The organism is Williamsia sp. (assembly GCF_036566845.1).
Classification (GTDB): domain Bacteria; phylum Actinomycetota; class Actinomycetes; order Mycobacteriales; family Mycobacteriaceae; genus Williamsia.
This window is the reverse complement of record NZ_DATCVM010000211.1, coordinates 1-11767: the sequence shown is the minus strand read 5'-3', so window position 1 is coordinate 11767 and position 11767 is coordinate 1. Positions and strand designations below refer to the sequence as shown.

Below are 11767 nucleotides of genomic sequence, written 5' to 3'. Positions count from 1 at the left end.
ATGAAGGGGTGTGGAGGCGTTCGAATCGGACGACGACACCGGCGGGGATGGGTCCGAGTTCGACCTGATCGCCGGGATGCCATGCGCGGGCGGGGACTTCCCACACATCGACGGTCGTGGTCTGGTCGAGGACCTGGTGGCCGCGGTGCCGTAGTCGCAGCGGGATGGAGAACCCCCAGGGCGCGATTCGGCGCGCGGTGCACGGCTGATACCGGAGTTGGTCATCGAACGGGGTCGACGCACCGTCGGGGATTGGCTCAGCGACGCCGCCCGGTTTGCGGGTGAACTCGACGTCGGTTCGCGTAGGGGCGGGTTGGTGCTGGGTTGGGACTGAGAGCGTCATTGGTCTGCCTCTGATGGGGGATCGTCGAAAAGGAACCGCTGGCCTGGGGTGGGTGAGTGGTGGTTATCGCTGTCGGGTCCGAACCAGCGGTGCAGCTGTCCCCGACGCTTTTCCGGGAGCGAATGCCACCAGTCGTCGGCGGAACCCACCGGTCACTCGCTGTGATCAGCGGTGTCGTCGTCGGTCGGCGGGAACAGTTGTGCGCGTTCGATGTCGGACCACACGTATCCGAGGGCCGGCAGAAGTGTGGCGAGGTCGAATGGCGCGGCCGGCAGCTCGTCGGCAGTCAGCTCGTCCTGCAGTCCTTCGGTGAAGGTGGTCTCCGATTCGTCGACGAACATCAGCACTGCCACCGCCCAGGCGAGACGTTCGACGGACGTCTGTTCTGTCACCCATTCGAGGAGGATCTGGTCGCGGCCGGCGCTGAGGCCAGGACCGGCTGGGAAGGGCAGCCCGAGCAGGCTGAATTGGCTTGCGTCCATGAACCGGGTGTCGATCAGGTTCGCCGCGGCGGCCTTGAGGACGAGCACCGCATCGTCTTTCGTGGCCGCCGCGACGCGCTCTGTCAGAAAGGCGTGGCGGACCTTCTCCGCCGCAGCGAGGTCAGCGCGCCGCTCGAGGCGGGCATCGAGTGCCGCTTTCTGCTCTTCGGTGAGTTCACCGCGAGCGGAGACGGGTGCGGCGGTCGGGGCGGGGCCGCTGTCCTCCGATGTGGATGCAGGGGCGCCCGTCTCGGCGTCATCGTCATCGTCGTAGTCGGTGTTGTCCGACACCGGGGCAGGGACCGGTTTGAAACGGTGCACCTCGAAGTAGGTGTTGCGTTCGATGATCGCGTGATCACCGGGCGGGTCGAACGCGGCGACGACCTTGGCGGACGGGGGCTCTTGACTGGCGGAGACCTCGACCGACTTGATCAGCTCCGGGTCACCGAACACGCCCTTGGTCACGTCCTCCTGCATCGCCGACCACGAGGAGTACACCCGGATGCCCGCGGCCTCGGCCGCCTTGCGCATCGCGGCGTCGGCCTTGCGGAGTCTGATCCGCGCGGTCACACGCTCTTTGGCCCACGTCCAGTTGTTCGTGCCGAGGGCCTGCTCGAGCTGGTCGCGGTCGGCCGGCACCTCACAATGCGATGCGATGAACACCGCATCGTCCAACGAGATGGTGTGCTGCCCGATTGCCTTCTTCACCGATTCCGGAGCACTCGCGATCTTCGCGCGGTCACGGATCCGTTTCTGCGACAGTCCGGTCCGGGTCGACGCCGCCTTCACCGAATCGCCCAGGTCCAGGAGGCCCTGTACGACGGCCGCCTCGTCGAGGACCGGCAGCGGTTCACGGGGGCCGTTCTCGGCGAGCATCGCGGCGAGCTGGTCGGACTCGTTGTCGAGGTCGGTCCGGACGATGCACGGGACACGTTTGAGCCCGGCGGCTTTCGCAGCGGCGTGGCGACGGTGACCGGTGATGATCCGGTACTTGCCTTTCGCCTTGGCCGGGACGACCACAAGTGGTTGCAGCACACCGCAGGCCTTGATCGACTCGGTCAAGTCGTCGAGGTCGCCGAGGCCGGACGGGCGGTTGCGGGGGTGGGGTTGCAACGAGCTGGGGGTCAGTTCCTGCCAGGGCACTTCGGTCTCCTCGGCTGCGGTGTCAGTGTCGAGTGCTGCGGTCACGGGTGTCTCCTCTTGGTGGGTCGATGGATTTGCAGGCCAGCAGGTTTCGGGTTGCGCGGTTTGTTCGCCAGGCACGTCGTCTTGTGTCGGGTGAACAACATTTCGTGGGAGGCGATCGCGTCCGCGAGTTCCTTGCCGGACAGGACTGCCGCGTACATGACGGGGCGGTGGGTACCGGCCTCTTTCGACGGGATCTTGCGGACCGTGCCATGGTCAGGGTCCGGCGACGGATCGACACCGATCATCGTGTCCTCACGAGATGAGCTGTGCCACCACAACACCGGCGCCTTGCATCGCGGGCACGGCACCGGTGGCCGCGGCTTCGGTGGAGTCACTGTCCCTCCTCGGCGAGTTCGGGCGCGGCGGGTGGCTGCCAGATCGCGATCAGCCGGTTGCAGGCCTGGATCCGGCGTTCCGGTTTGTCGAGGTAGATCTTTTCGGTGGCCTTGAACTCGTCGGAGTCCCCGTGAACGACGTGGCCATCGGGAAACACCGCCATCACCCGGTACCGGAGCATCCGGACCGGCTGCGGAGCCGGACCGGGATGCCAGAACTTCCCGTCCCAATCGGCGCCGCTCTCATCGACGACCGTGTCCTCGAGGGACTGTGCACCGGCGGCGAACGCAACCCGCACCGCCCGGTCGTACGCATCCCGGAGCGCGAGCAGTTCACCGACTTCGCCGGCGCGGACGACGTGCAGCTGCGCGGTCACCGGCGTGCCCCCTGGCGTTCGGTGACCATGTACACGAAATGGGAGTCGTCGTCGGCGGTGTAGCTCAGGGCCATGGCGTGCAGGCCGTCCTTCACGTGGCGAGCGTGTTCACTGGCGTCCGCACGGCGCCAGTAGAAGCCCTCAGGGCACGGCATGGCCGCGGTTGCCGCCTCGGCGAACTCGTCGTCAGTCAGTTCGTAAGCCATCACCGACCACCGATCACGTCGTCAGCGATGAGCTTGTCGCGGCCAGGTTGCCGGTTGTATGACCGGATGATGACGCGCGTGACCGAACACCAGAATCGGCCTTGCGGGTTGTTCGCCCGGTGCTCCACCGCCCGGGCGTGCACCTGGGCCGGCGTCAACTCCGACAATCCGTCAGCCAGACGGCCGGACTCAAGATCAGGCGCACCGATGAACAGCCGAGACAGGCCCTCGATGATCCCGCCGCGCAACGCATTCCGGTCCTTCGGCCACACCGCCACGATCATCTCGAGTGCAAGAGCCAGTGCCTCCGGATCAGCCTTGTACATCGATTCGAGGGTCGACACACATTGCAGGTGATAACCAGGCTGGTTGTTGACCTTCAGATCGAACCCGCCGGCCAGTTCGACCACCGCGCCGACCACCGGGTCGCCGGCCGCCAGGCGGGAATGCCAGCGGTCCCACGTCGTCAGCTTCTTCGTGCCGCGATCGATGTCATAGAACAGCTTGGCTTCCTGGTCAGGTGTCAGACCTGAGTGAACGTTGCACACCAGATGAAGCGACGGATCGCGGAAACCCGCAGCCGCCCAACGATGCTGCCCGTTGATGATCGCGAACCGCGCGGCCATACTGCCCGCAGGCGGTGCACCACGATCGGAGACGTCAAGAACACCCACCAAGCGCCGGTTCCAGTTCTGAGCCATCGCGCGGGCCCGGTTCGTATCGAGCTGACGCTGATAGCTCGGGTCCACGAACATGTCGTCGACAGCGATCGCCTCGACATACGTCTCGTGGTCCGGCGTCGCCCCGGTCACGGCTTGATCCCCTTGCGTAGCAATGCATCATCCATCGCCCGCAGCGCCTTCTGCTGCGCGTAGATGTATGCGGCGAACTTGTCGCGGGGCAGCGAACGGCGCTCGTCCTCCTCGAACGCGACAAACACGGGCAGGCCATCGGTCATGAAAACGTTCAGGCCGTGCACGCAGTCGTGGTGGATGATCTCGGGGCTCAGGATGTGACCCTCAGGACATTCCCGCACCTGTGGTTCGGCTACTGCTCCGTCCATCGCATCTCACCCCCATCAACCTCGAAGTGGGCGAAGTCAGCCGGGGTGAACATCACGTACCCCAAGCCGATCGAGAATGCCGCGGCCGCGAGCAGGAACCCGTCGATGATCTGGTCAGGAGTCATCGCGACCGCCTGCGGTATCGTTGGTGTCGGTCATCGGAGTGCCTTCCGGTGGTTCATGGAGTCCGTCGCGAATGTCAGTCGCGGCGGACTTTCCCTTTTGGGTTGAATCCGCGCCGCCATCCCCAGACGGCGCGGGAGTCTTCTTGCGGCGCAACGCCGCTCGCAAACGCAGGCTCTCCTCGTCGTCGATCTGCTTGCGTGACTTCGGAGGGGGAGGCGGTGTGATGCCCAGCTGTTCCTCGATCGCCGCGACACGAGACCCGAGATAGTTCAACGCGTCCATTACGTCGCGCAGAGTCCGGTCAATCCAACGAAACTGACGGCTGACCTGCTCGGCGAAAGCGCGGATACCCTGCGGCCGGCGGCGGCTCGTCGTCATCGCTTCTCCGGACGCGAATGCTCAACAGTCGCGGCGACGGCCCGGAGCTGGCCGGCCTGGGCCATCGCGCCGAGCGCCATCAGCAGCACCAACTGCTTCGTCGTCGGGATCGGTACGTGTGGAACGTTCGGGTTCCGGCTCATCACGCAGTCACCCCGCCGCCACTGGACTCGGTGCCGTCCGACGGAGCGGGTCGCTCAGCTCCTACGCTGTCAGCGCCAGGATCACCCACCGAAGGAGACGACATATGCCCGATGAGCAGCCAGAAGATTTCGACGAGATTCCCGACACCCAACCGTTCAGCAAGATCCGTGCGCGTGACCTCGACCCCGAACTCCGGGTCACCAGAGAGTTGTGGGACGCGATGGCGCGCTTCGAGGAGGGCGGGGGGAAACGCCTGCCCGTGGAAAAGCGGCTCGGATTTGTCGTCAGTCTCTTGCTCGCGAAGATGAAGGACTTCGAGCAGGAAGTCGTTGACCTCCGCAAGCGGGTAACCGAACTCGGCGGCTAAGTCAGTGGCCCGCTCCGCTGTACCCGACGGAGCGGGCCGATCTCCTTCTACGCTGTGAGCGCCAGCATCACCAGCAGAAGGAGAAGAATAATCATGGGACTCAGCGATACCGGGCTCGGCTTCAACGGGCCTCTGCCCAGTGACATGGACATCACCCGCAAACTCGCCGATCGGATCGACGAGATCGGCACCGCCGGCGGCAGCATGACCGAGGTGATCTCCGAGATTTGCTCGGCGATCCAATCCCTGGAAGCTCTCGTTCGGGGTTACGACATTGATGGAGTCACCCCATTGGCGGAGTGAGGCGCCGTAAGCGGAGGCTGCTGCCGCCGAACTCATCGACGCCCGGCTGAGGCGCGAGAATTCTTCACCGAAGATTTCCCGAACCCGGGCCTCGTCAAGCGGTGGGCTGGGTTCGGCGGTCGCCGGGGTCTGCTCCTCGAGACCGCGCAGGGCCCAATCGGCCAGATACTCGAGTACCGCCGGTGGCAGCTGCGATGGGTCTGCGCCCTGCTGCGAAATCTTCCCTGGCACCGTTCGGATCACCATCTCGCAGGTGGAGATCCCGACTCCATCGGCCGAGGTGATCGCGGCAACAACCTTCGTCTCCGTCATCGCTGCGCTCCCCGCGCATCTGCGGCGTAGTGCTCTACGTCGGACCGGCGAAAGACGTAGGGGCCGTTGGGGCCAGCCAGCTTTCCGAGGACGGGAATCTCGCCTGCCTCGACGAGCCGGACGACGGTGCGGGACGACTTGTGAATGATCTGCCCCACCTCGGTGCTGGTGAGAAGTTCAGCTGCGGGTATCTGATCAAGCGGTGGCATGTGCAGAAGTATTGTGCAATGCACAACGTCCGTCAAGTGACAGACACGAACGAACTACATCAGTGTTACGAGTTGACGCATGACCGACATTGATCAGATAATGGTTCACATGACCGAGCAGACGGATTTCGCCGCAGTGCCCAAGGTGACACTCGGCTGGCGCATTCAGATGGCTTTGGACCACGCAGGCCTGAAGCAGACGGACTTGATGGAGAAGTTTGAGATCAGCCGAGGGACAGCCTCGCGGTGGTGCCGCGGCGCGCATCCGGCACCCAAGAAATTCATCCTCAACGAGATCGCCGTGATGTGCGGGGTGTCAGCGCGGTGGCTCATTGACGGTGAGGACACCGAGCCTGACCCCGACGGAGGGAACTCCAGCTCACGCCCGGACCTTGTAAGCGAGCGGTCGTCAGTTCAATCCTGACAGGGGGCTCAAGTTTCTCAATTGCCTGCTGGGCGGGCGCCTGAGCCGTGCGTACTCCCCGACACGATCCCAGCGTAGGGGGCGGGGAGTCCATGGCTACCGACGCGCCCATTGGAATTGAGCTGGGCATCAGCCGTGTCACTGGCGCCGAGATTGTGCTGTCGAACGACGAACGGAGATCCGTCACACGCTCGGCAGCGGAGACCGCAAATCTGCAGAACTGCAGCTCGCCCCGATGGGATCGGACACCTGCGCTGTTGCTCGAGGTTTTCGGCGCGGTACCCGGTCCGCTGCACGGCGATCAGACGTTGGGTGTCCGGCGGCCGCTCCTGCGCGATCATTGCATCCTGTATTACGCGTGTAATACAATCGATTCGTGGGCGGATCGGTGGACTGGAGTCATGGCTGGGAGCACATGCTGGAGCGGCACGAGATTACCGTTCGAATGGCGACTGAAGCTCTCACCGATCCAGGGGCAGTAATTCTGTCGCCCGATCCTGCCAGCACCTCAGGTGCGAGTGATCGGACGATCGGATACTCCAACATCGCTCGGTCGATCCTCGTTGTCATCACCGTCACAGAGGAGGGCGCTACTCATGGAATCAACGGCTGGCGGGCAAACTCAACCTCGCAACGCATCTACCGGGAAGGGAGACTGTGATGGGGAAGAAACTAGATGATGCTCTCGCGGAAGCGCGAGAACTCGAAGAGAATCCGGATGCCATCGTGCGTTCCGACACCCGAGTCACCAGGGCCAACGGCAAGACACTGCAAGTCAGGCTGACCGCGGATGAGTACGCCGCGATTCAGGAACTCGCGAATCGCCGTGCCCTGCCGGTGTCGACGCTGGCCCGGGAGGTGCTGCTGGCATACCTGCCGAGTGGCAACACCAAGTCGCCCGACACAGTTTCGTTGAGCGACGCGCTGACGCAGATCAGTTTGTGGACAGATGCGATCCGCAGCCTTCCAGAAGCCAAAGTTATTCATGTACAGGCGTTCGACGGGTCATTCGAGATAGTAGATCCGGCGGTCCATACGGTGCACGGAGTGACTGTAAATCTTGATACGTCAAAGAGATCGAAGCAATAGAGTCCAGGGCAGCAATGTGCCCGGAGTTTCTCCAGAAGGCTGCGCTGGTGGACTATCACCTGCCGTCTCCATACGTCACCTGTTTCCGCGCATCGACCATGGCAGCGGGCGCAGGTCATTTGCCCCGATGGGGAGCGTATGTGCGGGGGGCGGGGGGTAGCGCGCCGCGAGCGGACCGGATTGCGTAGCCTACGACTGCACCCGCCGCGTGCTGCGCGAGTGCATTGAACTCCCACAACACCACATGGGGCCCGATGCTTCCGGGCGTGACGCCGGTATTGCAGCTCACGGGCGTCGGTAAGACGTACCGCCGGGGCGACGAGCAGGTGCATGTTCTCGTGGACTTCGACTTCACTGTGGGCGCAGGCGAATTCGTCGTCGTGACGGGACCCTCGGGAGCCGGGAAATCAACCCTCCTGCATGTTGCCGGTGGGCTGGACGCACCCGATGGCGGCACTGTTGCGATGGCCGGCAGGGATGTGTGGTCGATGAGTGCCGGCGCACGTGCGGCGTTCCGGCGGCGCAATCTCGGTTTCATATTCCAGTTCTTCAATCTGGTTCCCATGCTGACCGCGGTCGAGAACGTGTCGTTGCCGTTGGTGCTCGACGGGATCCCGGCCCGTTCCGCAGACGCACGCGCGGAGGAACTGTTGCATCGAATCGGGCTCGGCGACCGCGCGGAGCACCGGCCGGCAGAACTGTCGGGTGGGCAGATGCAACGTGTGGCGGTGGCCCGCGCCGTGGTGGCACGCCCGTCGATCGTCCTCGCCGACGAACCGACCGGAAACCTGGACTGGTCGGCGGTGTGGCGCCGTGGAAGCGAGACGGGTCGAAGCGCTCCGGGTCGGAAAAGGATGCCGGCTCCTCGTGAAGATCAGCAATTCTCACCAGCACCGTGCGATTCTGCGGAATCCGCCATTGACCGAGGTCGAAGCTCGGCGCCCGGACCCGCCGGCCGAGCACGTCGACGATGGTTCGCGCGCGCAGCATTTCGAGAATTGTGGCCCTACGGAACTCGTCGAGTTTGCCCCACGGGCTGTGCCGTCCGGTCCGGAAACGCGGTGTCGGCACAAACGCCATGAGCGATCCCAGCTTCATCCGTGGCGGGATGATCTCGCTCAGTTCTCGAGTTCCGGCATGTCAGCGCCGAGGGTGATCCGCAAGATCACCCTCAACGTGATCCTGTTCATCGGCTCGAGAATCCTGAACTCCTCACCCTCGGGCCAACTCTCGCTTTCGCGCAGTGTCTCGTCCTCGGTGATCTTCTCGCAGCTTCTGATGTTCTGACCGTGGAGCGCCGGCGCGACCAGGCGCCGCCGCTCTCGATGTCGACTGCCGTCCAGTGCGAACACCGATCCGGGCCGAACAGACTGCTGAGATTCGGTTGTACATTCACGAGCTGTTCGGCGCTCGCGGTGCACACGGTCTTGACCAGGGCGGGGTCGGAGACGATGACGGATCGACCGAAGATCGGGACATTGATCTCGAAGATGTGCCCGTGCCGCTTGATCCACTGGCGCATGGCCCTGCGGCGAAACGCAGCGAACTCGACGCCCTGCGCCAACTTGGATGAACGCACCTGTGGCGGGCACAACCCGTGCGGCAACGACGCTTCACAGTGATCGGCCTCGGCAGGATCTGCCATGCGACCCTCCGACTAGGAGGTGGTGGGGTACACCCGCTGCGACATCACCGGCGCGAACCAGATGCGGGACAGGTCCAGGTCGTCGGTGCGGGTGGTCTCCGACGGCACCAGGTTGTGGTCGACGCCGCCCGGCGACCAGTGCTCGTGCAGGTCTTCGACGGCGAAGATGAACGGCAACCAGTCCGTCATCTCGGCGGCCCGGGTGAAACCGCCGGCGATGGCCCAGAGCCGTCCTTCTTCGTTGTAGGCGAAGAAATGATCACCGTACGCCGGGCTCACGCCATCGCCGACCAGCGCGGTGAGCACAAACCAGTCTGTGGATTCCAGAACTTGTTCGGACGCGATGTCGCGGGCAAGGGTGTAGTGGTGATCGACGGAGGCCACGGCGGCGTCTTCTTCGAAGAACACCTCGGCCTGGCTGATGTCGAGTCCGGTGCCGACCAGCGCGTGGTCAGGCATACCGAGAACAAAATAGGCGCTTTGCGGTGTGACACCAGGTCCCATGACGGCATTGTGCCAGTGCTGCCGGGCGCCCGCCGGAAACCGCGCGGGTTGCCCCGGAACGAATTGTGCGCCACCTGGTGCCCCGAGTTGCGGCACTAGGATTGCGGCATGTCTCCAGTGCAGATCAACGGACCGGAAAACGGCCACACCCGAAGCGCGACGGTTGCACCCGGAAGCCTCGTCTTCACTGCCGGCGCGGCGCCGATAGACGCCGACGGGGCGACCGTGGCACCCGGCGATGTCAGCGCGCAGACCCGCCAATGCATGGCGAACCTCAAAGTCGCGCTGGCCGAGACCGGGGCATCGCTCGCCGACGTCGCGAAGGTCACCGTGTTCGTCGCCGAGCACCTCCAGGCCGATCTCGTTGTCGCCTGGGATGTGGTCACCGCGGAGTTCGGTGATCACAAGCCGGCAGGCAGCCTGCTCGGGGTATCGGTGCTGGCCTACGACGATCAGTTGGTGGAGATCGAAGCCGTGGCGGCAATCCCCTCCTGATGAGTCGCCCGGCGATCATTGACGAACAACGGCGGGCGCGGCTGCTGCGGCGACACCGCTTGGTGGCAGAGGACTACGCGGACACCCCCGAACAGGTCGCGGAATCCGTCGTTGCGCTGCACGCGACCACACCCTCGACGGTGTTCCTGGCCGCGTGGGCGCGGATGCAGACTTTCGAGGTCGCCGACCTCGAGCGCGCGCTGTACACCGACCGCACCCTGGTCAAACAACTCGCGATGAGGCGCACGCTGTTCGCATTTCCCCGCCCCGCGCTCGCCGATGCGATCAGCGCGGTGGGTCAGCGCGTCGCTGCCGGTGAACGCACCAACATGTTGCGGGACCTGCGCCGCAGCGACGAGTTCCCGGATCCGGAAAGTTGGATCGAGCGGGCGTGCGCAGCTGTGGCCGGCGCGCTTGTCGACGGACGAACCGCAACGTCGACCGAGTTACGTAAAGAACTGCCAGAATTGGCCGGGATCATCACGCACGGCCAGGGGACTTCGTGGGCGGGTACGTCGGCGATGGGGCCGCGGGTCTTGAGCCACATGAGCGCGCTCGGTGAGATCGTCCGCGGACCCAACGACGGCACCTGGATGCGGTCGCGGCCGAGATGGACTGCGATGTCGGATTGGCTCGGGGAACCACTGCCCGTCGAAGCCCCGGACACCGGTCACCGTGAACTGATCAGGCGCTGGCTGCGGCGGTTCGGCCCGGGGACCGAAACCGACATCGTCTGGTGGTTGGGGTCGACCAAAACTACTGTCCGCAAAGCACTTTCAGAACTAGCGGTTCTCGAGGTCGATCTTGACGACGGGTCGGTGGGGTATGTCATGGCCGACGATCTCGAGCCGATCGAGCCCCCGCGGCCGGCCGCCTTGCTCCTGCCTGAACTCGATCCCACTCTGATGGGGTGGAAACAGCGTGACTGGTATCTCGGGCCGCACGCCTCACACCTGTTCGACCGCAACGGTAACGGTGGGCAGACGGTCTGGTGGGACGGCCGGGCAGTGGGCGGCTGGCATCAGCGGGCAGACGGTTCGGTGGGTGTGCACATGTTGGAGAAGGTCAGCCGCCCCGCCGCCCGGGCGATCGGCGAGCGGGCAGATCAGCTGTCGTCGTGGCTGGGTGAAGCCAGGCCGAAGCCCGGCTACCCAGCCCCGTTTCACAAGGTTCTGCCCGGCGGTTGATCTGCGTGATCAGCTCGATCCGGCGGGGAGGGGTTCGAAGTCCCACCTCGCGCAGCCGTATCTGACGTCATCGGCCTTGCCGTACAACGGTTCTCCGGCTGTGCCGAGGAGCATGCCGTACGACGTGACCTGGGCGTCGGGGTTCGCATCCGAGATTTCCTCGAGCGTTGCGAAGTCCGCGGCGTCTTCGAGCAGCCCGTCGATGCCGTACGTCGACCACCACTGACCACTGGCCAGGTCAGGACTGTCGGCCCAGTCGTCCAACCCCACGTTGCCGTTGTAGGGCGGCACCCCCACGAGCGAGGTGTATCCGCACCGATCGCCATCGGTCCGATTCGCGCCACGGATGCGCAGCTGGAACGTGACCGACCCCTCGTGTTCGAATCCGAGACTGTTCCGTCCGAGCAGATCGGACAGGGGAGTGCTGATTCCGAGATGGAAGAGATTCGTTTGTACCCCCGGCGGCGTGTCGAAATTCAGATATCCGTTTCCTCTCCCGCCGGAACCCGTGACATATGCCGGCGATGTCCCATCGACCTGTTGCCAACCCCACTCCAGGACGGGAAGCGGATAGACATTTATGTGGACAC

General features: G+C 64.5%; 21 protein-coding genes and 2 pseudogenes. 10 read left to right on the top strand and 13 right to left on the bottom strand.

Annotated elements, in window-relative coordinates; genetic code table 11:
- The first annotated feature begins 10 nt into the window (after window positions 1-10).
- Window positions 11-154, top strand: coding sequence for a hypothetical protein (locus VIQ49_RS20350; RefSeq protein WP_331888012.1), 144 nt, complete (start codon window positions 11-13; stop codon window positions 152-154).
- Window positions 155-495: 341 nt separating this feature from the next.
- Here the strand turns inward: VIQ49_RS20350 and VIQ49_RS20345 are convergent, their stop codons facing one another.
- The 9 genes from VIQ49_RS20345 to VIQ49_RS20305 are packed head-to-tail and all read right to left on the bottom strand — an operon-like array spanning window position 496 to window position 4641.
- Complete coding sequence (locus tag VIQ49_RS20345) at window positions 496-2013, bottom strand: ParB/RepB/Spo0J family partition protein (protein WP_331888010.1); 1518 nt, start codon at window positions 2011-2013, stop codon at window positions 496-498.
- Window positions 2010-2348, bottom strand: a complete 339-nt coding sequence (locus tag VIQ49_RS20340) for a hypothetical protein (protein WP_331888008.1) — start codon at window positions 2346-2348, stop codon at window positions 2010-2012. The genes VIQ49_RS20345 and VIQ49_RS20340 overlap by 4 nt, the downstream gene beginning before the upstream one ends.
- Window positions 2345-2725, bottom strand: coding sequence for a hypothetical protein (locus tag VIQ49_RS20335; protein WP_331888006.1), 381 nt, complete (start codon window positions 2723-2725; stop codon window positions 2345-2347). Before VIQ49_RS20335 ends, VIQ49_RS20340 begins: the two co-directional genes overlap by 4 nt.
- Complete coding sequence (locus VIQ49_RS20330; protein WP_331888004.1) at window positions 2722-2931, bottom strand: hypothetical protein; 210 nt, start codon at window positions 2929-2931, stop codon at window positions 2722-2724. Before VIQ49_RS20330 ends, VIQ49_RS20335 begins: the two co-directional genes overlap by 4 nt.
- Complete coding sequence (locus tag VIQ49_RS20325; protein WP_331888002.1) at window positions 2931-3743, bottom strand: DUF6551 family protein; 813 nt, start codon at window positions 3741-3743, stop codon at window positions 2931-2933. Before VIQ49_RS20325 ends, VIQ49_RS20330 begins: the two co-directional genes overlap by 1 nt.
- Complete coding sequence (locus VIQ49_RS20320; protein ID WP_331888000.1) at window positions 3740-3994, bottom strand: hypothetical protein; 255 nt, start codon at window positions 3992-3994, stop codon at window positions 3740-3742. Before VIQ49_RS20320 ends, VIQ49_RS20325 begins: the two co-directional genes overlap by 4 nt.
- Window positions 3979-4119, bottom strand: coding sequence for a hypothetical protein (locus VIQ49_RS20315; protein WP_331887998.1), 141 nt, complete (start codon window positions 4117-4119; stop codon window positions 3979-3981). Before VIQ49_RS20315 ends, VIQ49_RS20320 begins: the two co-directional genes overlap by 16 nt.
- The gene (locus VIQ49_RS20310) at window positions 4109-4498 is read right to left on the bottom strand and encodes a hypothetical protein (protein ID WP_331887996.1); all 390 of its coding nucleotides are present in this window, start codon (window positions 4496-4498) and stop codon (window positions 4109-4111) included. The genes VIQ49_RS20315 and VIQ49_RS20310 overlap by 11 nt, the downstream gene beginning before the upstream one ends.
- Entirely contained in the window at window positions 4495-4641 is a 147-nt protein-coding gene (locus VIQ49_RS20305; RefSeq protein WP_331887994.1) for a hypothetical protein, read from the bottom strand. The genes VIQ49_RS20310 and VIQ49_RS20305 overlap by 4 nt, the downstream gene beginning before the upstream one ends.
- Window positions 4642-4745: 104 nt before the next feature.
- On the opposite strand from VIQ49_RS20305, the gene VIQ49_RS20300 reads away from it, so the two are divergent.
- Window positions 4746-5009, top strand: coding sequence for a hypothetical protein (locus VIQ49_RS20300; RefSeq protein WP_331887992.1), 264 nt, complete (start codon window positions 4746-4748; stop codon window positions 5007-5009).
- A 93-nt stretch (window positions 5010-5102) separates the two neighbouring features.
- Window positions 5103-5312, top strand: a complete 210-nt coding sequence (locus tag VIQ49_RS20295) for a hypothetical protein (RefSeq protein WP_331887990.1) — start codon at window positions 5103-5105, stop codon at window positions 5310-5312.
- Between the two features lie 308 nt (window positions 5313-5620).
- Here VIQ49_RS20295 and VIQ49_RS20290 read toward each other — a convergent pair whose 3' ends face one another.
- A complete protein-coding gene (locus VIQ49_RS20290) occupies window positions 5621-5833 on the bottom strand; it encodes a helix-turn-helix domain-containing protein (RefSeq protein WP_331887988.1) in 213 nt (70 codons plus the stop codon).
- Window positions 5834-5912: 79 nt separating this feature from the next.
- Here VIQ49_RS20290 and VIQ49_RS20285 point away from each other — a divergent pair, with 79 nt between their 5' ends.
- From VIQ49_RS20285 to VIQ49_RS20270, 4 genes and pseudogenes are all read left to right on the top strand, one after another.
- The gene (locus VIQ49_RS20285) at window positions 5913-6257 is read left to right on the top strand and encodes a helix-turn-helix domain-containing protein (RefSeq protein ID WP_331887986.1); all 345 of its coding nucleotides are present in this window, start codon (window positions 5913-5915) and stop codon (window positions 6255-6257) included.
- A gap of 376 nt (window positions 6258-6633) precedes the next feature.
- Window positions 6634-6918 carry a transposase gene (locus VIQ49_RS20280; protein WP_331887984.1) on the top strand — a complete coding sequence of 95 codons (285 nt, stop codon included), beginning with the start codon at window positions 6634-6636 and terminating at the stop codon, window positions 6916-6918.
- Window positions 6918-7346 (top strand): hypothetical protein, encoded by a 429-nt coding sequence (locus VIQ49_RS20275; RefSeq protein WP_331887982.1) that lies wholly within the window; start codon window positions 6918-6920, stop codon window positions 7344-7346. Before VIQ49_RS20280 ends, VIQ49_RS20275 begins: the two co-directional genes overlap by 1 nt.
- A 254-nt stretch (window positions 7347-7600) precedes the next feature.
- Window positions 7601-8116 (top strand): annotated as a pseudogene (locus tag VIQ49_RS20270) (ABC transporter ATP-binding protein); the annotation flags it as partial.
- Window positions 8117-8213: 97 nt separating this feature from the next.
- Here VIQ49_RS20270 and VIQ49_RS20265 read toward each other — a convergent pair.
- Window positions 8214-8336, bottom strand: a pseudogene (locus VIQ49_RS20265) (hypothetical protein); the annotation flags it as partial.
- 147 nt (window positions 8337-8483) lie between these two features.
- Here VIQ49_RS20265 and VIQ49_RS20260 point away from each other — a divergent pair.
- Entirely contained in the window at window positions 8484-8633 is a 150-nt protein-coding gene (locus VIQ49_RS20260; RefSeq protein ID WP_331887980.1) for a hypothetical protein, read from the top strand.
- A 370-nt stretch (window positions 8634-9003) separates the two neighbouring features.
- Here VIQ49_RS20260 and VIQ49_RS20255 read toward each other — a convergent pair whose 3' ends face one another.
- Window positions 9004-9495, bottom strand: a complete 492-nt coding sequence (locus VIQ49_RS20255; protein ID WP_331887978.1) for a hypothetical protein — start codon at window positions 9493-9495, stop codon at window positions 9004-9006.
- 108 nt (window positions 9496-9603) lie between these two features.
- Here VIQ49_RS20255 and VIQ49_RS20250 point away from each other — a divergent pair, with 108 nt between their 5' ends.
- Window positions 9604-9990, top strand: a complete 387-nt coding sequence (locus VIQ49_RS20250; protein ID WP_331887976.1) for a RidA family protein — start codon at window positions 9604-9606, stop codon at window positions 9988-9990.
- Window positions 9990-11177: a winged helix DNA-binding domain-containing protein gene (locus VIQ49_RS20245; protein WP_331887974.1), complete on the top strand. Its 1188-nt coding sequence runs from the start codon at window positions 9990-9992 to the stop codon at window positions 11175-11177. Before VIQ49_RS20250 ends, VIQ49_RS20245 begins: the two co-directional genes overlap by 1 nt.
- 9 nt (window positions 11178-11186) lie before the next feature.
- Here the strand turns inward: VIQ49_RS20245 and VIQ49_RS20240 are convergent.
- Window positions 11187-11767 (bottom strand): hypothetical protein (locus tag VIQ49_RS20240; protein WP_331887972.1); only part of this gene is annotated, 581 nt, incomplete at its 5' end.

Bases quoted from the DNA above. Each gene is read 5' to 3' on its own strand.
- VIQ49_RS20290 (WP_331887988.1), bottom strand. From the start codon at position 5,833: ATGCCACCGCTTGATCAGATACCCGCAGCTGAACTTCTCACCAGCACC.
- VIQ49_RS20315 (WP_331887998.1), bottom strand. From the start codon at position 4,119: ATGACTCCTGACCAGATCATCGACGGGTTCCTGCTCGCGGCCGCGGCA.
- VIQ49_RS20295 (WP_331887990.1), top strand. From the start codon at position 5,103: ATGGGACTCAGCGATACCGGGCTCGGCTTCAACGGGCCTCTGCCCAGT.
- VIQ49_RS20320 (WP_331888000.1), bottom strand. From the start codon at position 3,994: ATGGACGGAGCAGTAGCCGAACCACAGGTGCGGGAATGTCCTGAGGGT.
- VIQ49_RS20305 (WP_331887994.1), bottom strand. From the start codon at position 4,641: ATGAGCCGGAACCCGAACGTTCCACACGTACCGATCCCGACGACGAAG.
- VIQ49_RS20330 (WP_331888004.1), bottom strand. From the start codon at position 2,931: ATGGCTTACGAACTGACTGACGACGAGTTCGCCGAGGCGGCAACCGCG.
- VIQ49_RS20250 (WP_331887976.1), top strand. From the start codon at position 9,604: ATGTCTCCAGTGCAGATCAACGGACCGGAAAACGGCCACACCCGAAGC.
- VIQ49_RS20300 (WP_331887992.1), top strand. From the start codon at position 4,746: ATGCCCGATGAGCAGCCAGAAGATTTCGACGAGATTCCCGACACCCAA.
- VIQ49_RS20310 (WP_331887996.1), bottom strand. From the start codon at position 4,498: ATGACGACGAGCCGCCGCCGGCCGCAGGGTATCCGCGCTTTCGCCGAG.
- VIQ49_RS20245 (WP_331887974.1), top strand. From the start codon at position 9,990: ATGAGTCGCCCGGCGATCATTGACGAACAACGGCGGGCGCGGCTGCTG.
- VIQ49_RS20255 (WP_331887978.1), bottom strand. From the start codon at position 9,495: ATGGGACCTGGTGTCACACCGCAAAGCGCCTATTTTGTTCTCGGTATG.
- VIQ49_RS20260 (WP_331887980.1), top strand. From the start codon at position 8,484: ATGTCAGCGCCGAGGGTGATCCGCAAGATCACCCTCAACGTGATCCTG.
- VIQ49_RS20275 (WP_331887982.1), top strand. From the start codon at position 6,918: ATGGGGAAGAAACTAGATGATGCTCTCGCGGAAGCGCGAGAACTCGAA.
- VIQ49_RS20285 (WP_331887986.1), top strand. From the start codon at position 5,913: ATGACCGACATTGATCAGATAATGGTTCACATGACCGAGCAGACGGAT.